This window comes from Microseira sp. BLCC-F43 (assembly GCF_041929235.1).
Classification (GTDB): Bacteria; Cyanobacteriota; Cyanobacteriia; order Cyanobacteriales; family Aerosakkonemataceae; genus Microseira.
This window is the reverse complement of the sequence record NZ_JBHFNP010000041.1, coordinates 66,140-87,553: the sequence shown is the minus strand read 5'-3', so window position 1 is coordinate 87,553 and position 21,414 is coordinate 66,140. Positions and strand designations below refer to the sequence as shown.

17 protein-coding genes are annotated in these 21,414 nt (G+C 45.8%); 7 read left to right on the top strand and 10 right to left on the bottom strand.

The annotated features are described in order from the left end of the window. Nucleotides 1–94: 94 nt before the first annotated feature. From ACE1CM_RS07690 to ACE1CM_RS07665, 6 genes are all read right to left on the bottom strand, one after another. Nucleotides 95–586: a tetratricopeptide repeat protein gene (locus tag ACE1CM_RS07690; RefSeq protein ID WP_374876817.1), complete on the bottom strand. Its 492-nt coding sequence runs from the start codon at nt 584–586 to the stop codon at nt 95–97. A gap of 101 nt (nt 587–687) precedes the next feature. Further along, nucleotides 688–1,329 (bottom strand): heme-copper oxidase subunit III, encoded by a 642-nt coding sequence (locus ACE1CM_RS07685; protein WP_374876816.1) that lies wholly within the window; start codon nt 1,327–1,329, stop codon nt 688–690. A 160-nt stretch (nt 1,330–1,489) separates the two neighbouring features. Further along, complete coding sequence (gene ctaD, locus ACE1CM_RS07680; protein ID WP_374876815.1) at nt 1,490–3,181, bottom strand: cytochrome c oxidase subunit I; 1,692 nt, start codon at nt 3,179–3,181, stop codon at nt 1,490–1,492. Nucleotides 3,182–3,215: 34 nt separating this feature from the next. Then, nucleotides 3,216–4,226, bottom strand: coding sequence for a cytochrome c oxidase subunit II (locus ACE1CM_RS07675; RefSeq protein ID WP_374876814.1), 1,011 nt, complete (start codon nt 4,224–4,226; stop codon nt 3,216–3,218). Between the two features lie 405 nt (nt 4,227–4,631). After that, complete coding sequence (fdxB, locus tag ACE1CM_RS07670) at nt 4,632–4,925, bottom strand: ferredoxin III, nif-specific (protein WP_374876813.1); 294 nt, start codon at nt 4,923–4,925, stop codon at nt 4,632–4,634. 570 nt (nt 4,926–5,495) lie between these two features. Beyond that, complete coding sequence (locus ACE1CM_RS07665; protein WP_374876812.1) at nt 5,496–6,593, bottom strand: AI-2E family transporter; 1,098 nt, start codon at nt 6,591–6,593, stop codon at nt 5,496–5,498. Between the two features lie 95 nt (nt 6,594–6,688). Between ACE1CM_RS07665 and ACE1CM_RS07660 the strand changes: the two genes are divergently transcribed. The 3 genes from ACE1CM_RS07660 to ACE1CM_RS07650 all read left to right on the top strand — a co-directional run bounded on the left by ACE1CM_RS07660 (nt 6,689) and on the right by ACE1CM_RS07650 (nt 11,407). Then, nucleotides 6,689–10,177, top strand: a complete 3,489-nt coding sequence (locus ACE1CM_RS07660; protein WP_374876811.1) for a PAS domain S-box protein — start codon at nt 6,689–6,691, stop codon at nt 10,175–10,177. Nucleotides 10,178–10,624: 447 nt separating this feature from the next. Then, nucleotides 10,625–10,951 (top strand): MerR family transcriptional regulator, encoded by a 327-nt coding sequence (locus tag ACE1CM_RS07655; RefSeq protein ID WP_374876810.1) that lies wholly within the window; start codon nt 10,625–10,627, stop codon nt 10,949–10,951. A 96-nt stretch (nt 10,952–11,047) separates the two neighbouring features. Beyond that, the gene (locus ACE1CM_RS07650; protein ID WP_374876809.1) at nt 11,048–11,407 is read left to right on the top strand and encodes a TipAS antibiotic-recognition domain-containing protein; all 360 of its coding nucleotides are present in this window, start codon (nt 11,048–11,050) and stop codon (nt 11,405–11,407) included. Nucleotides 11,408–11,473: 66 nt separating this feature from the next. On the opposite strand, the gene ACE1CM_RS07645 is transcribed toward ACE1CM_RS07650, so the two are convergent. Both ACE1CM_RS07645 and hemH read right to left on the bottom strand, forming a co-directional pair. Further along, nucleotides 11,474–12,091 (bottom strand): Uma2 family endonuclease, encoded by a 618-nt coding sequence (locus ACE1CM_RS07645; RefSeq protein ID WP_374876808.1) that lies wholly within the window; start codon nt 12,089–12,091, stop codon nt 11,474–11,476. Between the two features lie 391 nt (nt 12,092–12,482). Further along, entirely contained in the window at nt 12,483–13,646 is a 1,164-nt protein-coding gene (gene hemH, locus ACE1CM_RS07640; protein WP_374876807.1) for a ferrochelatase, read from the bottom strand. Nucleotides 13,647–13,761: 115 nt separating this feature from the next. Here hemH and ACE1CM_RS07635 point away from each other — a divergent pair, with 115 nt between their 5' ends. After that, the gene (locus ACE1CM_RS07635) at nt 13,762–14,388 is read left to right on the top strand and encodes a class I SAM-dependent methyltransferase (protein ID WP_374876806.1); all 627 of its coding nucleotides are present in this window, start codon (nt 13,762–13,764) and stop codon (nt 14,386–14,388) included. A gap of 520 nt (nt 14,389–14,908) precedes the next feature. Here the strand turns inward: ACE1CM_RS07635 and ACE1CM_RS07630 are convergent. Beyond that, a complete protein-coding gene (locus ACE1CM_RS07630; protein WP_374876805.1) occupies nt 14,909–16,324 on the bottom strand; it encodes an isochorismate synthase MenF in 1,416 nt (471 codons plus the stop codon). Between the two features lie 336 nt (nt 16,325–16,660). On the opposite strand from ACE1CM_RS07630, the gene menA reads away from it, so the two are divergent. The 3 genes from menA to ACE1CM_RS07615 are packed head-to-tail and all read left to right on the top strand — an operon-like array spanning nt 16,661 to nt 20,057. After that, the gene (gene menA / locus ACE1CM_RS07625; RefSeq protein ID WP_374876804.1) at nt 16,661–17,566 is read left to right on the top strand and encodes a 2-carboxy-1,4-naphthoquinone phytyltransferase; all 906 of its coding nucleotides are present in this window, start codon (nt 16,661–16,663) and stop codon (nt 17,564–17,566) included. After that, complete coding sequence (locus ACE1CM_RS07620) at nt 17,566–18,678, top strand: o-succinylbenzoate synthase (protein WP_374876803.1); 1,113 nt, start codon at nt 17,566–17,568, stop codon at nt 18,676–18,678. Before menA ends, ACE1CM_RS07620 begins: the two co-directional genes overlap by 1 nt. Beyond that, entirely contained in the window at nt 18,663–20,057 is a 1,395-nt protein-coding gene (locus tag ACE1CM_RS07615; RefSeq protein ID WP_374876802.1) for a 2-succinylbenzoate--CoA ligase, read from the top strand. The genes ACE1CM_RS07620 and ACE1CM_RS07615 overlap by 16 nt, the downstream gene beginning before the upstream one ends. 81 nt (nt 20,058–20,138) lie before the next feature. Here ACE1CM_RS07615 and ACE1CM_RS07610 read toward each other — a convergent pair whose 3' ends face one another. Further along, on the bottom strand, nt 20,139–21,377 hold the full coding sequence (locus ACE1CM_RS07610) for a glycosyltransferase family 2 protein (RefSeq protein ID WP_374876801.1): 1,239 nt from the start codon (nt 21,375–21,377) through the stop codon (nt 20,139–20,141). Between the last annotated feature and the right edge of the window lie 37 nt (nt 21,378–21,414).

Sequence of the window (21,414 nt, the reverse complement as noted above, 5' to 3'; positions counted from 1 at the left end):
GCACATCAGCTAAATAATAACTCACGGTTCGCTCATTTTCAAATCAGCGAACCGTGAGCTTCAAAGCTTCCTTCTGTTTTCTGAGTCTACCTGCTTAATCTTCGTCTTCATCTTCTGGCGGGCGCGTCAGAATATCAAACACAACCGATGCGCCAAACTCTTTTTTCACATCAATCTCTTTCACCCGCGCCGCTATTTCTTTGGCTGGTTCTAGCTGTCCCAATCGGGCTAAAATAAAGCCATAACCTGCATAAGCACTTAAATATAACCTAATTAACTGCTCGTTTTGCCGATTCATCAATATCGGCTTCAGTTCCTGCCAATCATCAGGTAATTTTTCTGTTTCTTTAACAATATCGATGACTTTTTTCGCAGCTTCCAGTGCTTGGGGAAACTTATTTTTATAGAAAAAGAAACGATACGCCGTCACCAAAACGTCTATATTTTCCGGACTTTTTGCCAACGCTTCATTGATGTATTTCTCTGCTATTGCGGTATTGTCCCAGTTATCTGCTGCCAACTTCAACAAATTTTTGACATCGGCGGGAACTTGATACCATGAATATCTTTCTTCAGCAACTAACATTTTGAGAAACCTGATAAGTTTGAATGGGTTATTGGTAATTGCTAATAGCTAATGGCTAATTGCCTTTTTACTATTAGCTATTAGCCATTAGCTCTCACCAATTAAAACTGGGTCATGATGTACAGCAAGGTAAACAGAATCACCCAGATGATATCTACAAAGTGCCAGTAGATTTCTGCCATCTCGATGCCTGTATGCTTGGTATTGGAATAATGTCCGGGACGACGAGAACGCCACAAAACACCCAAAATTAGCAACAGCCCCACGAATACGTGCAAACCGTGGAAACCAGTCATCATGTAGAAACAGTTAGAAAAGATGTTCGTGGTTAAACCATATCCCAGGGTCAAGTATTCGTAAGCTTGACCGCCCAAGAATATCGCACCCATGATGGCGGTGATGGCATACCACAGGCGCATTCCTTTGACATCATTCTTTTTAATTGCCGTATCGCCCATGTGAATGACGAAACTGCTGGAAACCAGAATGATGGTGTTAATTGTCGGCAAAAATAATTCGACTTCCGTGCCTTCGGGAGGCCAAACTTCCGCCCCGCCGCGCAAGATTAAATAGGTGGCGAATAGCGCCCCAAACATCAGAGATTCAGATATCAGGAACGTTAACAGTCCCAAAACCCGAAAATCTCCATGCCCTTCGTGGGCGTGTTCGGTCGATACCGCTGTTGCTGGCGGGACGGATGAGTTAACAATAACTTCGGGTGGGTTAACAGTTGAACCTTGCATAGTACTCCTTGGTAATTGTTAATTGGGAATTGGTAATTGGGAATTGGTAATTGGGAATTGGTAATTGGGAATTGGTAATTGCAGATCTAATCTAAATCTAAAATTACCCATTACCCATTACCCATTACCCATTACCCATTACCCATTACCCATTACCGAATTAATTCACAGACACAGTAGGTTCCGTCGCCGTAGCTGGTTTTTCTTCAGCACTGCGACCATTCATACCATAGTCGTAAGGGCCGTGAGTGACAACTGGTAACACTTCCCAGTTTTCGATTAACGGGGGCGAGTCGGTTGTCCATTCCAAAGACATACCTTTCCAGGGGTTACCTTCAGCTTTTGGTCCTGCTATCCAACTCCAAATGGCGTTGATGTAGAACGGAATCACCGACAGACCCAGGACGATCGCACCATAGGTGCAAATCTGGTTGATGGTGGTAAATTGCGGGTCGTACATGGCGACGCGACGGGGCATCCCTTGCAGACCTAATTGGTGCATCGGTAGAAAGGTCAGGTTAGTACCGATGAAGGTGAGGAGGAAGTGAATGCGACCCAGGGTTTCGTTCATCATCCTTCCGGTGATTTTGGGGAACCAGTGGTACACACCCGCGTAAATGCCGAACACCGAACCGCCAAACAGTACGTAGTGGAAGTGAGCTACCACAAAGTAAGTATCGTGGACGTGAACGTCAAAGGGAGCATTACCCAACATAACGCCACTCAAGCCGCCCATGACGAACATTGCCAGCAAACCGATAGCGAACAGCATGGCGCTGGTGTAGCGGATTTTACCGCCCCACAGAGTAGCCATCCAGCTAAAAATCTTCACCCCAGTAGGCACCGCGACGATCAGGGTAGAAATCGTGAAGAACATCCGCATCCAGGGAGGCGTGCCGCTGGTAAACATGTGGTGTACCCAGACGAACAACCCGACGAAGCAGATGGCTAAGCTGGAGTATGCGATCGCTTTATACCCAAAAATCGGCTTGCGCGCGTGTACCGGAATCACTTCTGACATAATCCCGAAAATCGGCAGAATCATCAGATACACCGCCGGATGGGAATAAAACCAGAACAAGTGCTGGTAAATAACGATGTTCCCGCCTGCATCGGGTTTAAAGAACGACGTGCCGAAGTTAATGTCAAACAACAGCAACAGCAATCCAATTGCCAGCACCGGCGTAGAACACAGTGCCAAAATCGAAGTTGCCATAATCGCCCAGCAGAACAAAGGTAGCTGATCCCACCTCATGCTGGGAAGTTTCATCTTCCAGATCGTAATCACAAAGTTGAGCGACCCCAAAATCGAGCTAGTCCCCACCAAAACGATGGACAGAATCCAAAACGTCTGACCAATCGGTGCGGTAATCTCGCTTAAGGGCGGATAGGAAGTCCAACCCGCTTGGGCGCCGCCACCAAAGAAGAAACTGGCGATTAACAATAACCCTGCCGGGGGGTTAAGCCAAAACGCGGCGGCGTTGAGTCGGGGGAATGCTAAATCCCTCGCGCCAATCATCAGCGGCACTAAAAAGTTGCCAAATCCCCCAATCGCAACGGGGACGATCCAATAGAAAATCATGATCGTCCCGTGATTGGTCATGAAGGCGTTGTACAAATTGGGGTCGAGAAAGTCGGGGTCGGGCGTATACAATTCCGTCCGCATCGCCTCCGCCATCGCGCCGCCAACTAAGTAGAAAATAAACGCCATCACCATGTACTGAATCCCAATCACCTTGTGGTCGATGTTGAAGGTGAAGTAGTCGTACCATTTCCACGCCTTGGGATGCCCACTGTGGGAACTACTTGGCGAAAGTTGTGACTTTTCTACTGGAGTTTGTGCTTGTGTCATAGCTTAACTGTTAACCGTTAACTGCTTGCGATTGCTATGGATGAATTTGAGCCAGAGTGTCGGAAGTCACCCCCATTTCTGCGACGTAGGGAGCCAAAAATTCCGCTGTGGATAACTCGGTTGGTTTCACCGCCACCGCATTTTGCATATCTTGCTGCTGAGCAATTTGGTTTTCTTTCAGCCAGGTGTCATACTCTTCCGGTGTATGAACGATTACCCGCGTTCTCATTGAGCCGTGGTAACCTCCGCACAATTCCGTGCAAACTACGTCAAATTCCCCCGTCTTAGTGGCGACAAAGTTCAGTTTGCTGGGAAGTCCCGGCATCACATCTTGCTTGAGGCGGAACTGCGGTACCCAAAACGAGTGAATCACGTCAGTAGCAGAAAGGTTGAGTTCCACCGTTTCACCCACGGGGACGTGCAGTTCCCCAGAGACAACGCCGCTGTCTGGATAGTTAAAAATCCAAGCAAACTGCATCCCGGTTACGTCTACAGACACATCTGCTGCTTTGCCTTGATTATCTGGCGCAGCACCAAAGCCGTATTTTTTCTCAACCCCAGCTGCTTGTGCCTCAGATGCCATTCCTTCGGTATCGGCAATTAGGGGTGCTGCTACTGCGCTGCCAGACATTTTAGCCATATGGGATGGGGCATGATGGACGTGCGCCATCATCTGATGCCCCGTATCGAAGCCCCCCATATCGCGGTACACTTCAACGCTGTAGACTCCCAATCCCATGACGAGAATCGCCGGAATTGCCGTCCAAAACACTTCTAGGGCAAAGTTTTCGCTCACCGGCACGCCGTCGGTTTCATCCCCCGCACGTTTCCGATATTTGATGACAAAATACAGGATGGTTCCTTCCACCACAATAAACAGCGCCGTGGCGATGCCCACCATCACGTTAAAAAACCCATCTACCAGCGGCGCTTGTGCCGATGCCTGTACCGGCATTAAGTTGTTATTTTGACCATACCAGAAGCTGACAAGCGTAATTAGAATGCCAGCCACCAGCGCCAAGATTGATGAAGGAATTTGGTTCATGTGTTTCTTCCTTTGTTTGGGCGGCTTTTTCATGAGCGATTGCTCACCGCCGCCGCCCGCTTAAATTGTGATTTTGGATACCAGTTAACTGCGAATCCCGACTATTTCTTAAGGTAGATGTGAAACGAGTTCTACCAAGTCATTCATAACTATTTCTTAATAGCCTAGAGCATTTACCTATTTCTGGCGATAGAGCCAACAGCCATCCGTAACAATTCTGATTTTTTACCGACTTAATGTATCAAATTTGACTTTTTATTTGAAAAACTTCACATTTATAGATGTCTAGGTTGGGTTGAGGTAATGAAACCCAACAATCTAAGAGGGGGGAAGGGGGAAAGGGGGAAGCGGTAAGGGAAAAGTGTTTGTTAATCCTTCCCCCTTTTCCCTTTTCCCCCTTTTCCCTTAGTTTTCCAGTGGGGAATGGGTATAGCAATCCTTGGGACAAATTCTGGCACAAGCTTGACAACCAATACAAAGTTCGGAATAAGCGATGGTCATCACCTTGCGTTCGATTTCCTCGTCTTCCTCATCCTCGACAAATTCTCCATCTTCGTTGAGCGCTTTTAGCAACAAGACATTGCGACCACACGCCTTAAAGCAGCGACCGCATCCGATACATTTATCTTGGTCAATTTCCTGGACAAATTTAGGAGTCCAAGTTTTACCCCCAAGGGTTACGCCAGTTACTAATGCCATGAAAACTGTTCTCCTTCCAAATAATGTTGAGATTGCGATCGCCTACGGCAGTAGTGCTTGCTTTCGACGTGTCCTATTACTTCGCTTATACCAAACGCTTCTGAATCGACTTTTTGGGCACAATCGCATTCAGATTTATTAAACTAATTAAGCTTGTACTCAATCCCCCTAAACCCAATAGCATCAGCCTTTCAAATTTTCTTTGGGGTTGGGGGGCTAGTATTTTTTAATATAGGTACGAGTATTTATGGGTAGGGGTGCGGGTATTTGAGTACTCAATTTTGCCTACCTTAACTAAAATTATTCTCAATTAAATGCACTCCAACTTGAGAGATTTTGGGTGCTTTTACAGTATACACCTTTTCTGTTACTTCTGATACCATTCGCCTCGTTACCAGGCGACCGCCTGGTAACGCAAATCTGGAGGATCTGCCTCCTGCGCCAAAGAGAGGCAGATCCTCCAAAACAGCGTTCCCAGGTGGAACCTGGGAACGAGCATAACGAGCAGACGAGCAGAGCATACGAGCATAGCATAACGCACCATCCCACCTGCGTAAGTCCTGCAATAACCTATGCTCCATGCTCGGAGTCCGACATATCCTTGTGAAAGGGGTTTTGGAAAAATTCTCCGGTTTGGGGTGGTAGCGTCGGGTCTAAAACAATTTCCGCCAAACTTTTGATTACACCCGTGAGGGGAATTGCCAGAATTACGCCTAATAATCCTCCAAGTCTCGCGCCTATTAGTAACGACACAAATATGACCACGGGGGATAATCCTGTGAGATTGCCCATGATGCGAGGGGCGACTAAATTATCTTTGATTTGTTGTAATGCGATCGCCACCGCTAAAACCTGCAATGCCACCCACCAATCGATAAACGCTACCACAATTACAACCGTAGCAATTCCTAACGTTGCGCCAATAAACGGAATCACTTCCATTATCCCGATAAATACAGCAAATAACAAGAAAAAAGGCACTCGTAACGCTAAAAATCCCAGAGTTAAAGTTGCTGCCATAAATAAACCTAACAACAGTTGTCCGGAAACAAACTGTTGCAGATTTCGTTGCAAGGATTCGGTTAAACCCGTTTGAATTCGCGGGGAAAAAATACTGGTAATTCCCTGCCATAAGCGCTCGCCATCGACGAGCATGTAAAACGAGATTACGAGAATCAAAATTAAGTCAAAAAACCAGTTAAACGTGCCTAAGACTAAGCCGAAACCTCTGGAGGCGATCGCTTGCGCCCTAGCCTGAATTTGTTCTAATACCTGAAACGCCAATCCCTTGACATCAAAGGGCAAATTATGGTCTGTACTCCAAGTTTGAAATTCTGATAATTGCTGCCGCGCCGACTCTAACAACGAAGGGAAATTATTCACCAATTGTCGCGCTTGATTAAATACAGGTGGCACGACGGTTAGGCCAATCAGGGTCACAACTATGGCGGCGAATAAATAAACGAGTAGCGCCGCCACAGTTCGAGGTAAAAACGCTTGCAGCGCCGCCACGGCGTAGTTAAGTAGAAAAGCAATCAGCGCTGCTGTGAGCAAAATACTAATCGTTTCGCCCACATAACTAAGCGCTACAAGCGTCAACCAACCCGCAATCAAAACTAGCAGCCAAGTGAGTAGAAATTGTTGGAGAGGTGTAAACAGCCGATTCATCTAACCTCTAGGTCAATAGATCTGAAAGCCATAGCCTGCTTGATAATATACCTAAACCTGTCAATCCCCCAATAGCAGCCAGCAGGGAAAATATCATGAGAGAAAAACAAAAGACGATCGCGATTGTGGATGATTCGCCGGAAGACAGAGAAACAATACGTCGCTACCTGCTGGAGGATGAGCAATCCACATACAGGATTTTTGAGGCAGAGGACGGGGAAACTGGGCTAGGTTTGTGCGAAGAGGTGCAGCCAGATGCCATTTTACTGGAATTTTTGCTGCCAGATATGGATGGGTTGGAGTTTTTGGCAGAATTGAAAACAAAGCTAGACCAAACGAACTTGCCTGCGATCGTGCTAACTCGTCAGGGGAATGAAACGAACGCAGTGCAGGCAATCAAAAGCGGCGCCAAGGACTATTTAGTTAAAGACAAAATAACGCCTGCAATTCTTCGGATTGCCATTGGCAATGTTATAGAACAAACTCAGTTGCAACAGCAGCTAGAAGCGAGGGAAGTCAGCTTTCAGGCTACATTTGAGCAAGCTGCTGTAGGGATGGCTCTTGTCGGAACCGATAGACAATTCTTGCAGGTTAACCAAAGGCTTTGCGACATTGTCGGGTATACCCGCGCCGAATTGCTAGGGCGAACCGGGCAAGAAATTACCCACCCCGATGATGTGGATGCGGATCTAAACGACTTCTCCCGCCTATTGGCGGGTGAAATCGAAACCTACTGGTTCGATTGGCGCTGTATTCGCAAAAATGGTACTTGCGTTTTGCTAGATGTGACAGTTTCCCTCACTCGCAAACCAAATTCGGAACCGAATTATTTGATCTTGGCGATCCAAGATATTAGCGATCGCGCTCTTGCACAACATGCACTGCAACAAGCGCGTGACGAGTTAGAAATACGAGTAGCACAACGAACTGCCGAACTCCAGCAAACCCAGGAAGAATTACAAACAATGCTGGAAGAACTGCAAGTTGCCGAAGAAGAACTGCGCCAGCAGAACGAAGAACTGCTGAGAAGTAAGCAAGCAATCGAGTTGGAACGCCAGCGTTACCAGGATTTGTTCGAGTTCGCCCCAGATGGGTATTTAGTCACAGATGTCAAGGGAAATATTCAAGAAGCAAACCGTGCAGCTGCCTTCTTGTTGGGCATACAGCAACAGCGTTTAATTGGCAAACCACTAAGCGTTTTTATTGTCCAGCAAGAACGCCAAAGCTTTCGGATTCGCTTGGCGCAGTTGCAGCAGGTGCAGGACTGGGAAATTCAACTCCAGTCACAGGATGGTGACCCTTTCCCCGCTATGCTTGCTGTCAGCAGTATCACGGATTTACAGGGCGAGCAAATCGGTCTGCGCTGGTTGATCCGCGACATCAGCATTGCCAAACAAATGCAGAAGCAATTGCAGGCGGCACGGGATCAATTAGAAATACGAGTAGAAGAACGAACTGCCGAATTGTCCCAAGCAAATACCCTGCTGCAACAGCAATACCAGCAGCAGCGACTGGTGACGCAAATGGCTTTGCGGATTCGTCAATCCCTCAACTTGGATGAAATTCTCCAGACGACGGTAGAGGAAGTGCGGCAATTTTTGGAGTGCGATCGCGTCGTTATTTTCCGCTTTGATCCAGACTGGAGTGGCAGGGTAATTGTGGAATCTGTTGCTTCTGAGTGGGGTGCCATCGTGTCAACGGAGATTTACGATCCTTGCTTTACGGAAAAATATATTGAACCCTATCGGCAAGGTGCGATTTCCATGCACTCCGATATTTACGCCGACGAACTGGAGACTTGTTACGTTGAATTTTTAGCTCAGTTTCAAGTCAGGGCAAATTTAGTCGTTCCCATCTTAATAGAAAACCGGGAAGTAGTAACCCAAGAGAATTCCCCCATCCAAACTACCCAATTGTGGGGACTATTAATTGCCCATCACTGTCGGGAACCTCGCCAGTGGCAGCCGTTGGAAATCGATTTACTCAAACAATTGGCAACTCAGGTAGGAATTGCAATTCAGCAATCTACCCTGTTGCAGCAGACACAAATCGAACTTGCCGAACGCAAACGGGCAGAACAGAAAATCCGCGAACAAGCAGCCCTACTTGATGTTGCCACAAATGCTATTTTTGTGCGAGATATGGCAGGCCAAATCTTATATTGGAACAAAGGTGCCGAGGATTTGTACGGCTGGCAAAGAGCGGAAGCGATGGGGAAAAATGCCAATCGGTTTTTACACAAGCAAATTTCACCCCAACTCGAACAGGCGCTGACAAAGATTATTGAGCAAGGTTCGTGGCAAGGTGAATTGCAGAAAGTAACTAAATCGGGAAAAGATGTCCTGGTGGAAAGTCGCTGGACTCTCATGGGCGACGAGGCAGGACAACCCACATCTATCCTCATCGTTGACACTGACATTACCGAAAAAAAGCAACTAGAGCAACAGTTTCTCCGCGCTCAACGCCTGGAAAGTCTCGGCACTTTAGCAGGCGGCATTGCCCACGACCTCAACAATATGCTGACGCCAATTCTGATATCGGCGCAAATGTTGAAAGACAGACTCAGCGACGCCCAATCTCAGAAACTGTTTGGATTGATAGAAACCAATGCCAAACGGGGCGCCGATCTGGTCAAGCAAGTTTTATCCTTTGCACGGGGAGTTGAAGGCAAGCGGGTTCCCCTACAACTGGGACACCTGCTGTTAGAAATCGAGCAAATTATCAAAAGGACATTTTCCAAATCAATCGAATTCCACACAAATATACCAACGAGGGAACTTTGGACGGTTAGCGCCGATGCCACCCAACTGCATCAGGTGTTGATGAATCTCTGCGTTAATGCTGGTGATGCCATGCCCGATGGCGGTACTCTGGATCTGTCTGCGGAAAATATATTGATTGATGAAAACTATGCCCGCATGAATCTAAATGCCCAAGTTGGTCCCTATGTGGCGATCGCCATTACGGATACGGGAGTTGGCATTTCTGAAGCACAATTAGAGCGAATTTTTGAACCCTTTTTCACCACTAAAGAAGTAGGCAAAGGCACTGGATTAGGACTTTCCACCGTCCTGGGCATTGTGAAAAGCCACGGCGGTTTTGTCAATGTCACCAGCGAGGTGGGACAAGGTAGCCAATTTAAGGTGTTCTTGCCAGCGGTGGCGGCAATAGTAAAACAGCAAACAGAAGACTTGAACTTGCCGCGAGGACAAAGCGAATTGATTTTAGTCGTAGATGATGAAGCATCGATTCAGGAGATTACCACAGCCTCATTAGAAGCCCACAATTACCGGGTTATCACCGCTAGCAATGGATTGGAAGCGATCGCGCTTTTCGCCCAGCACCAAAATGAAATTAGCGTCGTGTTGATGGATATTATGATGCCCAATATGGATGGAATAACCGCCATCCGTACCCTGCAAAAAATCAACCCCCAGGTCAAGATTATCGCTACCAGCGGACTCGTCTCCAACGGTAAGCTAACCGCAGCAACTGGCGCTGGCGTTCAAGCATTTTTACACAAACCCTACACGGCAAAGGAATTATTGGCAGCTTTGGATTTAGTAATTAACCCAAGTTGCTAGTTATAAAAGCGATCCCCCCAACCCCCCTTCCCAAGGGGGGCTTAAGAGAAAGTAAGAGGGATTTCTTCCCTTAGTTAGGGGGTAAACGGATTCAAAGTCCCCCTTCTTAAGGGGGATTTAGGGGGATCTCCAAAGGCTAACTTTATAACTAGCAACTTAGGTTAATTAATGGTAATGGGTAATGGGTAATGGGTAATGGGTAATTGGTAGAGTCAGTTCTGTTTTATATATAGGGCGGGCAGAATGCCCACTCCACAATAATTTCAGATCTCTTGTGGGGTAGGCGTCTCGCCTGCCCTGCATTCAATTTGTTTATACTCACCTACTTACCAGAAAAAATAGGGTTAAAGCCTGTCAACTATCAACTGTCAACTGTCAACTGTTCAAAAAGACTTGCACCTGACGTTACGTCAGAGTTTAGGCTCGAAATATGCAGGAGGTTAACCGATGAAAAACGCGACCGAATCGTTGTTACAGGTGCATCAATTCGCCCTTCGCGCAGGCGTAACAGTCCGAACGCTGCATTATTATGACCGCTTGGGACTGCTTAAGCCAAGTACATACACCCCATCAGGACATCGTTTATATGGGGAAAGCGAACTCGCGCGTCTCCAACAAATCGTGACGTTGAAATTCATCGGTTTCCCCCTCAAACAGATAAAACAGCTTCTCGATGGCAAAAACTTCGATATTAAAACAACGCTGCATTTGCAACGCCAAATTATTGAGGAAAAGCGCCGTCATTTGGATTTGGCGATTTTAGCGTTCGCGTAGCGTGCCGTCAGGCGTATCGCCAAAGCCCAAAATCTCCTATCTTCCAGCGACGATTTCGATTGGGAAGCCTTCAAACAGATTATCGAGGTAATTGAAATGTATAGCGATACTGAATGGATGAAAAAATATTACACTCCCGAACAACAACAGCAACTCGCGACTCGCGCTACGCCGGAAGTTATAGAAAAAGGACAGCGCGACTGGGAAGATCTGATTAAAGATGTGGAAAATGCGATCGCCTCCCACACAGATCCAGCTAGCGAAACCGCACAAGCACTGGCAAAACGTTGGTCGCAATTAATTGATGCTTTCACTGGTGGCGATGCTGCTATCCGAGATAGCCTCAATCAATTGTACAAAGACCAAGACAATTGGCCTTCTACCTTTCAAAAGCCTTATAGCGCCGAAGTAGAAGCCTTTATTTGTTCTGCGATCGCCATTTCCCAAACAGCTTAGTTTCTCGTTTCTAGAATCGAATCTGAAAAATTTACGAGGTAAGGCGGCTTGGCGATCTGTTAATGTCTACAAACCGGCTTTAAACACCTGCTTAGCGGTCAGATTCAACTCCGAAAACGTAGGCGACTCAATCCGGTCATCCTCCCTAAACTGCTTAACCTGGTACTCCCCATCCACGAGTTCGTAGATGGACAGAGTAGGACGCTTGGGGTTGCCGATGTAGCGCCTACCCCCTAGTCCTAGATAATCTACGATCCAGTATTCGGGAATACCTAAAGCCTCGTAATCTACCGATTTATAGCCATAATCATCTTGCCAGTTGGTGCTAACAACCTCTATGGCTAGACGAACAGAACTACCCATTGTGATAATAGATTCTTTTTTCCAGCGGGGTTCGTTCTCGATAGCTTGTCGATCTAAGACGATAATGTCTGGTTGATACCCAGACAAATCGCGGTTTGGTTTAATCAGACATTCTTTGGGAATAAAGTAGGGCAAGCCTAGTCGTTCAATCTCAAAACCTAGCTTTAAAGTAAGGAAACCTGCTACCTCCGAATGGTCGCCAGTTGCTAAAGGCATTTCAACAATTACCCCTTTGTGTAGTTCGTAGCGGTGTTCTGAATTCTCTGGATACCAGGCGACGAATTCGTCAAACGTAACTGGTTTGGTTATGGCTTGAATCATGTATTCTCTCCTTTTTGTACTGTTGTGCGAAAAGCTTTGATTGGTTCACTCATCGGATTCTGACTTGGTGGCTTGGGACTACGATTTCTATACCTAACTCAAGTTCCTAGTTATGAGGTTAACCTTTGGAGATCCCCCTAAATCCCCCTTAATAAGGGGGACTTTGAATCCGTTTACCATCTAAAAAAGGGGGAAAACCTCTCCGATCTTCTCTTAAGCCCCCCTTGGGAAGGGGGGTTGGTTCTCTTAAGCCCCCCTTGGGAAGGGGGGTTGGGGGGATCGCTTTTATAACTAGCAACTTGCGTTACCTAAGAAAAGTTGCAGGGTGCATTATTATTAACGCACCCTACATCAAACTAACTAAGTTATTTTTGCCAGACCGATAATTTTGTTATAGCAAGCCAACAAAATGCAATGGCCCGTGACCTGTCAGTAACTCTATAACTAACGCAATCAGAAAAATCATTGCTACCCTTCCATTCCATACTTCCGCAGAAGGAGTCAAGCCCCATTCCCAATTTTCTTGGGGATACATCTTGACTTTTTTCTTCATTTGTGTTACTTGGGATAGCTCGACTTTGGGCGAGTTGAGCGCATCCACCACCAAATCTGCGAGGGCGTCTATAAAGACGGGATGGGTATTGAGGGCGGGGACGCGACGGAAGTTGTGGATGCCGGATTCTTCGGCGACTTCCCGGTACTCGATGTCGATTTCTTCTAGGGTTTCGATATGCTCTGAAACAAAGCTGATCGGCACGACGACCATATCCTTCACCCCGTCTTTGCCGAGTTCGACAATGGCTTCTTCAGTATAGGGTTTGAGCCATTCCACCGGGCCGACGCGACTTTGATATGCCAGGGTGTAGGGATTGGGACGGTTTAGCGTTTCCATAATCAAGGACGTACATGCCTCGATTTCTTTTTGGTAGGGGTCGCCCGCTTCTTCAACGTAGCTGACTGGGACGCCGTGGGCGCTAAAGAAAATGTGAACGTTGTCGGGATTTTCAAATTGGTCGAGTTCGGTGGCGATTAACTGCGCCATTGCTTGCAGGTAACCGGGTTGTTCGTACCAGGAACGAATAACGGTGTAATTAACCGGGCGCAGGTAGGGGTCTTCTTGCCAAATTTTTTCTAGAAGGCGGAAGCTGGAACCGCTAGTGCTGATGGAAAATTGCGGATACAGGGGCAGGATGACGAGGCGGTCGATGCGATCTCGTTTAATTTTGGCGATCGCTTCCTCAGTAAATGGATGCCAGTACCGCATCCCGATATAAATCCCTGCCTCTTGCCCTTTTTGCTCTAAACTCTCTTGCAGCGCCTGCGCCTGTTCTTCTGTAATCCGACGCAAGGGCGAACCACCGCCTATCGAACGGTAGTTTTCTTGGGATTTTTTCGCCCGCGATGTCGAAATCAGCCATGCTAGAGGTTTCTGCAACCACGGAAAGGGCAGCCGAATAATCTCTGGATCGGAAAACAGGTTAAACAGAAAGGGTCGGACATCATCGAGTTGATCCGGCCCGCCCAAGTTCAGCAGCAAAACCCCAGTACGCGCCATAACGGTGACAACTTCCCAACAAAAATTTCATTTTCGTTACTGATTTTAACAATATAACCTTAATAGTGGGTAAGGGTAACAGCAAATATGACAAAATTTTTGGAGGAATCAGGCCGTGGGAACGATTTTAAGAACCTGGAGTTACCAATATCAGTGGCTTTACGACGGAATTTCGGCGATCGCAGCCCTGAGTGTGGGCGGTGAAGCAAGATTTCGTATACTTTCTTTACAAGACTTAATAATTCGTGGGGATACAAAGGTGCTAGATCTTTGCTGCGGCAGCGGTCAAGCGACCTCTGTCCTAGTGCAGCGATCTCAAGATGTTACAGGATTAGATGCTTCTCCACTATCCCTGGAGCGGGCGCAAAAAAATGTTCCTCAAGCACAGTATGTGGAAGGATTGGCGGAAGAAATGCCGTTTGCGGATAATTTATTTGACTTGGTACACACCAGCGTTGCGATGCACGAGATGAGGCCAAAACAGTTGCGGCAGATTTTAGCAGAAGTGTACCGGGTTCTCAAACCGGGGGGCATCTTCACTTTGGTAGATTTTCATCGACCGACGAACCCAATATTTTGGCCTGGGGTAGCGATATTCTTGTTATTGTTTGAAACGGAAACAGCGTGGCAGTTGTTAGATACGGATTTAGTTGGGTTACTTAAGGAAATTGGGTTTGAGGTGAAAGAACCTAAGTTGTATGCGGGCGGGAGTTTGCAGGTAATTCAGGCTAGGAAAGTTTAGATTTGGGATTGAAGATTGCAGATTTTATATCATGTCCGTTGAATTGCCCGTAATAAAAAACCTTACAGAGTTGTTGCGTAGGGACACGGCATCTGACGATATCTCCGACAAACAGATAACGTTAATAATGCCGTGTCCCGGCTGCTAATTATGGATAATCGAGCGGACATGATATAAATCCAATTACCAATTACCAATTACCAATTAGCAACTTTGGTTTTAGATTAAATCTGCAATCTGAAATCTCAAATCTACCATCTTCATTCTTCCATCGTAGGATCAAAGCTGCCAGTCGATCTGGTAATATCATGTCCGGTTGATTACCCATAATCATCAGCCGGGACACGGCATTATTAAATTTATCTGTTTGTCCGAGATATCGTCAGATGCCGTGTCCCTACGCAACAACTGGGTGAGGTTTTTTTATTATGGGCAATTCAACAAACATGATATAATCTGATATTTCAGATTGCCGATTGCATATCTAATCTAAAATCTGCAATCTAAAATCTGCAATTCTTTAAATCAGTGCTTTTAACAATGGCTGAAATTTTAGTTGAATTTCTGCCAATTCTTTATCTGGATCGGAACCCGCTACAATCCCAGCACCTGCATATAATCTGGCACTACATCCATCTATCAATGCCGAACGAATTCCTACTATAAATTCGCTATTACCTCGATGATCTATCCAACCCAGCGGCGCGGCATAAAGACAGCGTTCAAAGTTCTCGTAGCGGCGAATTTGCTCGAGTGCAATATTTCTGGGTACGCCTGCGACGGCTGGGGTTGGATGCAATTCTGCTACTATTTCTAAGGGATGTACTTTACCAGGAACTTTGGCGCGGATCGGCGTCCATAAATGTTGTATATTTGAGAGTTGCAGCAGGCATGGCAGCGGCAGTCGCTGGGGGTTTAACCCCAAGTTGGATAAGCCATTAACAATGAAGTTACTAACAACTTGATGCTCGTGTCTTTCTTTTTCACTGCTCAGTAAACCATCGGCAAAATAAGCATCTTCAGCAGCATTTTTTCCCCTGGGTGCTGACCCGGCTAAAGCATCGGTTTCTAATTCTTTGTTTTGAATTTTTATTAATCGCTCTGGACTCGCGCCAATAAAATTCTTCCCCTGTCCGTTACTCGTGGAAAAAATATAGCAATCTGGATGGAATTGACGCAAATTATTTAATGAATCTATCTGGTGAACCGGGGTGTTTGAACTAACTTCTATAGTGCTTGCCAGCACAATTTTACTAATTTGATTGACTCGAATTGATTCTAAAGCCGAGCGAACTGAAGCTTTAAAATAATCTCGATCTGCGATTTGTTGAAAATTCCGTTCTTTTTTTACTTTCTGTATAATGGGTTGAGTAACTGAAGCTTTGATTAATTTATACTGTTGGGTGATTTCTGCGATTAACCTTTCTAGATTGACATCCATATCCATGACAATATTAGCAACGATCGCCGAGCATTCTTGGCGACAAGAAACTTGCCATCGCGGTAAAAAAACCGTCGCGGCGTCAAAAGGAGAATTTGCCGTTAGGCTATCTTCAAAAAAAGTAAAGCTACAGAAAAAGTGCGGCCCAGAAAAGGGTAAGTGCAAATCTCCCGTAGCAGTTGTATTATCCAGACACGAACTAATAAATGCTTGTGCTTGTAAAAAGCGATCGCTTCCTTTTAATCTTAATTTTATCGCCCCATCGATGGCGGCGATCGCTTCCCCTTGGTGAGGTCTTTCTATGTAAAAATGTAGTTTGTTTGGTTCGCCTATTTTCTCCAGGACTACCAGGGGATCTACTCGTTGACTTTTTACCGAAATACTAACTATTTTTGAGTGACTTTTTTCTCTTAACGTTTCTTTACAATGTAAGAGAAACTGATACAGTTCCTTGCGTTCCTGAAACAGATTAGCATGAATGGGTGTAACTGTCATGGAAGAGAATATAGCAAATTTTTAAAGGTTGGGAGCGAAGCGCTGTTGGATGTTAAGCGCGTGGTAAGTATAGAGTTAGCATATTTATGCAACTTAGATCCACGCGGGAGCGCAATTCTATGCTAGGATTTTTGGCGATACCGCCGCGGCTACCTTTGATAGCACCCCATAGCAACTAAACCATCCTAGCTGGATTGGCAAGGCTGGTGTCAACCTTGGCTTTGCCGATGGCAGAGGAAAGGTTGCATCTGCGAGAATTATCCAGATCGAGTGTATCTTTGCTCGCTGGCGATCGTAAAATAATTGAGATTCTACAAATCAAATTAATAAAGTCTGATGACTACCAAGGTAATTGCTCAAGACAACAGTAAGTTGTGGATGGCAGCAATTAAGCCACCCATGTACAGCGTTGCGATTATCCCCATTTGGGTGGGGACTGCCGTCGCGATCGCCGAGACAAAGATGCTTCATCCAGGGATATTTTCTATCTTTCTGTTCTCGGCAATTTTGATTATTGCATGGCTAAATCTCAGTAACGATGTATTTGATTCGGAAACGGGCATCGATCAAAATAAAGCCCATTCCATCGTTAATTTGACAGGAAACAAATCTTTAATTTTCAGGTTGGCGAATCTGTTTTTAGCAATCGGGATCTTGGGAATAGTAGCGATAGCCTACTTGCAACAAGACTTAACAGTAATCGGGTTGGTAATCTTGTGCTGTGCTTTAGGCTACAGCTACCAAGGGCCACCCTTTCGTTTAGGTTACCAGGGTTTGGGGGAAATTATCTGCTTAATTGCCTTTGGACCATTAGGCGTAGGGGCAGCTTACTACAGCCAAGCTCAAACCTGGTCAATGACGAGTTTAGCAGCTTCGGTTATCGTGGGAATCGCGACTAGCTTAATATTGTTTTGCTCCCATTTCCACCAAGTCGAGGATGACTTAGCGGCAGGGAAGCTTTCCCCCATCGTCCGACTCGGCACCGCCAGGGGTGCCCAAGTCTTGCGTTGGTTTGGTGGCAGCATTTATGTCCTAACTGCCTTATTTGTAGCGTTGGGAATGTTCCCAATGTGGACGCTGCTGGTATTCGTCAGCTTACCCTTTACGATCGGGCTATTGCGCCACGTCAACCAATATCACGATCGACCAGAAAAAGTCAGCAACTGCAAATTTATCGCGGTAGCGGTGCATTTCTGGAGTGGTTTAATGTTGGGGTTGGGGTTTGTACTTGCAGGCATCTAATGGGTTATCAGTTCCAGTTTCGTCCTTATCGGCGGAAGTTTGCCCGCAGTCTGACCACAAATCACGGCACCTGGGATACCCGCGAAGGTATTATCCTTCGCCTGACTGACGATACGGGGAAAATTGGCTGGGGTGAAATTGCCCCCATTCCCTGGTTTGGATCAGAAACTTTAGAACAAGCTTTGGAGTTTTGCCGCCAATTACCAGGGGAAATTACAGCAGAAACAATTTTTTCCCTCCCAGATACTTTACCCGCCTGTCAGTTTGGCTTTGAATCTGCTTTGGCAGCTATTTTCGATAGGGGCGGGCAAGATGCCCACCCCACAATAGGCAGATCGGGCGGGCAAGATGCCCACCCCACAAGACAAAGCATATGGCTTGTGGGGCAGGCTTCTTGTCGGGCGCCTTGTGGGGTAGGCGTCTCGCCTGCCCCAGAAAAAGATGCCGATTTTCCATCTAAAATCCCCAATCTAAACTCTAAAATCGCCTACAGCGGTTTATTACCAGCTGGGGAAGCGGCGTTACAGCAATGGGAAATTCTCTGGAATCAAGGATACCGCACGTTTAAATGGAAAATTGGTGTTTCTCCAATTCAAGAGGAATTGAAGATTTTTCACCAACTTGTTGGGGCATTACCAAAATCGGCCAAACTGCGATTAGATGCCAATGGAGGGTTAAATTGGCAGCAAGCAAATGAATGGTTACAAGAGTGCGATCGCATTCCTGGAATCGAATTTTTAGAACAACCTTTGCCGGATAATCAAGTCAGCGCCATGCTGGATTTAAGTACTCGGTATTGTAGTGCGATCGCTTTAGATGAATCCGTAGCAACTATCGACCAAATGCAAGCTTGTTATCGATTGGGGTGGCGGGGTATTTTTGTCATTAAACCTGGCATCGCTGGTTCCCCTTCTCGCTTGCGTCAGTTTTGCCAAAAATACAATATCGATGCGGTATTCTCTTCTGTATTTGAAACTGCAATAGGCAGACAAGCAGCATTGCAACTTGCCGCGCTTCTTTCTCACCCCCATCGGGCGATTGGTTTTGGCGTCAACCACTTCTTTGCCGAAGATGAAGCAACTTGGATTTGGCAATTATGGAACAACTCTTAATTGATTTAAAACAGCGTGGGAATGAAGATTGGTTGATCGGTTATGACAGCCGGGAATTTACCCAACAAGCTGTTGAATTATATTTGCACTTAAAAGAGAAATGCCATCGCGACACGCCGCCCAAAATTATTTTAGCTGAACGCAACCAGAGCAAATTTCTAGCCGGATTCCTCGCCGCCACTGCTGCCAATTGTCCAGTATTTCTCTGTAACCCCGATTGGGTAGAATCCGAATGGCAACAAGTCTTTGAATTAGTCCAACCAGACCTAATTTTAGGACAAGAAGCACAAGCACAGAGCAAATTATTTGGGCGTTCATTACCAATTACCAATTACCCATTACCCATTACCAATCCCCCAATTATGATTCCCACAGGAGGATCGTCGGGCCAGATTCGATTTGCCATTCATACCTGGGAAACTTTAATCGCATCTGTCAGCGGGTTTAAGCAGTATTTTGATGTAAAACAAGTCAATTCTTTTTGCGTTTTGCCGCTTTATCACGTCAGCGGTTTAATGCAATTTATGCGCTCCTTCACCACAGGCGGGCGTTTAGTTATTTTACCATTTAAAGCGCTAGAATTCGGCAATACAACCGATATCAACCCAGCCGAATATTTTATTTCCCTCGTTCCAACCCAACTCCAACGCCTGCTGCAATACAAATATAATTGGTTAGCTCAATTTGAAACAGTATTATTAGGAGGCGCACCCGCTTGGGCGGAACTTCTGGAAACCGCAAGAAACTACCGCATTCGGTTAGCACCTACCTACGGCATGACAGAAACCGCCTCGCAAATTGTGACGCTAAAACCCGATGATTTTCTCAAGGGTAATAATAGCTGCGGACAAGTTTTACCCCATGTAACGGTAACAATTTGCAGCGCTAAAGGCGAAATATTAGCTCCAAGAAATACAGGAAATATTGCGATTAAATCTCAGTCTTTATTTTTAGGATATTATCCAGAAGAAAACCAAATCAAAACAACTTTTCAACCAGATGACTTAGGATATTTTGACGAAAAAGGTTATTTACATATTATCGGACGCAACAGTAATAAAATTATTACCGGCGGTGAAAATGTATTTCCATCTGAAGTAGAAGCAGCGATTCAATCGACTAACTTGGTTATAGATGTTTGCGTAATTGGATTACCAGATCGCCATTGGGGTCAAGTGGTAACAGCGATTTACATTCCCAAAAATCCCAAAGTTTCAAGTGATATTTTAAAAACAGCGCTTGAGCATAAATTGTGTAAATTCAAGCGACCTAAATATTGGTTTCCGGTTGAAAGTTTACCGCGCAATGCACAAGGAAAGGTGAACCGGGAAAAACTAAAAAAACTGTCAATGGGGCTAATAGCTAACGCAAGTTGCTAATTATCTCAATCGCTAATGACTCGTAGAGATCGCAATTAGCAATTAGCAATTAGCAATTAGCAACTTGTGTTAGCTAATAAGTCACCTTTGAATTCCACGGGTTAAAAGTTCGTCGAGTCCAATTTCTGGAGGATCAACGATATCTCGCTCGGTTCGACTCCAAGTTGTCTGACGCTGAATCAGAAAAGCTAGATAAAGTGGAATTTTCCAAAGAATGTAAAAAGGTACAGCTAAAAGCGTTAGTGCTGGTAATTCGTCGTACCCGAACTTAGCCCAACTCCCCACAATGGAAACGAAAATCAGAAGACCTTCTATTGCTAAGAAATTAGTTGGAATCCATGATGCTCCTAATACCCCTGCTAATAATGCTACCCCGATAGCAGCCGTCCAGATTACGACTAACAGGGAAAGTGGAGGTATGCACAAGTCTAGTGCGATCGCTAACAAATCAAAACGTCTCTGGCGCACAGATTCTTTTAGCAACAAAGGAACTTGTGTGAGTATCATTTCTAAATGACCGTGTTCCCATCGCGTCCTTTGACTTTTGGCAGCTTCCTGTTTCATCAGACGCCCGGTTATTTCAGCCTCCTGGGCAAATGCTGGGGGATATCCAGCGATACTTAAATCCACAGATAACTGCATATCATCAGCAGTTTTACCACCAGCTAAACAGACTTTGGAAATCGCCGACCAGGGAAAAGCCATACCCGATCCTGTTAACAATACCGGGCATCCCAGTCGCTGTAAACCCCGAAAACGGACTAAATTCTTCACCTTGATTGCTAACATCGAGATCGAATCTTTCAATCCCGGATTGTCTTTTTGTTTCATCAGATAGGTTGCTTGGACAGGTCGTTTTAAAGCCATTGCTTGTCGGACAATCCGATCGATTGTGCCAGTATGAACGATACAGTCGGCATCGATTACTACAACTACATCGGGTGGATCTAATTTGATGAAGCGCAGACCATAATCTAGGGCGTACCCTTTTCCCCGCAAATCGGGATTAATTCGTTCGATTACCTTCGCACCAGATGCACGGGCGATCGCAGCTGTTTCATCAGTGCAATTATCCGCTATCACTACCACCCGGTCTAGCTCTGTTAGCTGTGGCATTATTGTCAAGAGGGTTTCACGAATGTCTGCTGCTTCATTGTGGGCTGGAATCAATACAGCAACACGAGGACGATCCCCGCCAACATCCCATTTTTCACCTCCATCGGGCAACAATGCTGCACCGCATTCGATCAAAAGAACCGCAATCGGAACTCCGATTCCAAGAGCGATTACCAATAGGGCAATATTCACAAGTAGATGCATGGTTTATCCCTCTGCAAATCTATGTTTTGCTTTGACA

Coding starts and splice junctions, on each gene's coding strand:
- ACE1CM_RS07690 (WP_374876817.1), bottom strand. CDS start 586: ATGTTAGTTGCTGAAGAAAGATATTCATGGTATCAAGTTCCCGCCGAT.
- ACE1CM_RS07675 (WP_374876814.1), bottom strand. CDS start 4,226: ATGAACCAAATTCCTTCATCAATCTTGGCGCTGGTGGCTGGCATTCTA.
- ACE1CM_RS07660 (WP_374876811.1), top strand. CDS start 6,689: ATGAGAGAAAAACAAAAGACGATCGCGATTGTGGATGATTCGCCGGAA.
- ACE1CM_RS07650 (WP_374876809.1), top strand. CDS start 11,048: ATGTATAGCGATACTGAATGGATGAAAAAATATTACACTCCCGAACAA.
- ACE1CM_RS07610 (WP_374876801.1), bottom strand. CDS start 21,377: ATGCATCTACTTGTGAATATTGCCCTATTGGTAATCGCTCTTGGAATC.
- ACE1CM_RS07630 (WP_374876805.1), bottom strand. CDS start 16,324: ATGACAGTTACACCCATTCATGCTAATCTGTTTCAGGAACGCAAGGAA.
- ACE1CM_RS07665 (WP_374876812.1), bottom strand. CDS start 6,593: ATGAATCGGCTGTTTACACCTCTCCAACAATTTCTACTCACTTGGCTG.
- ACE1CM_RS07655 (WP_374876810.1), top strand. CDS start 10,625: ATGAAAAACGCGACCGAATCGTTGTTACAGGTGCATCAATTCGCCCTT.
- fdxB (WP_374876813.1), bottom strand. CDS start 4,925: ATGGCATTAGTAACTGGCGTAACCCTTGGGGGTAAAACTTGGACTCCT.
- ACE1CM_RS07620 (WP_374876803.1), top strand. CDS start 17,566: ATGGGTTATCAGTTCCAGTTTCGTCCTTATCGGCGGAAGTTTGCCCGC.
- hemH (WP_374876807.1), bottom strand. CDS start 13,646: ATGGCGCGTACTGGGGTTTTGCTGCTGAACTTGGGCGGGCCGGATCAA.
- ACE1CM_RS07615 (WP_374876802.1), top strand. CDS start 18,663: ATGGAACAACTCTTAATTGATTTAAAACAGCGTGGGAATGAAGATTGG.
- ACE1CM_RS07685 (WP_374876816.1), bottom strand. CDS start 1,329: ATGCAAGGTTCAACTGTTAACCCACCCGAAGTTATTGTTAACTCATCC.
- menA (WP_374876804.1), top strand. CDS start 16,661: ATGACTACCAAGGTAATTGCTCAAGACAACAGTAAGTTGTGGATGGCA.
- ctaD (WP_374876815.1), bottom strand. CDS start 3,181: ATGACACAAGCACAAACTCCAGTAGAAAAGTCACAACTTTCGCCAAGT.
- ACE1CM_RS07645 (WP_374876808.1), bottom strand. CDS start 12,091: ATGATTCAAGCCATAACCAAACCAGTTACGTTTGACGAATTCGTCGCC.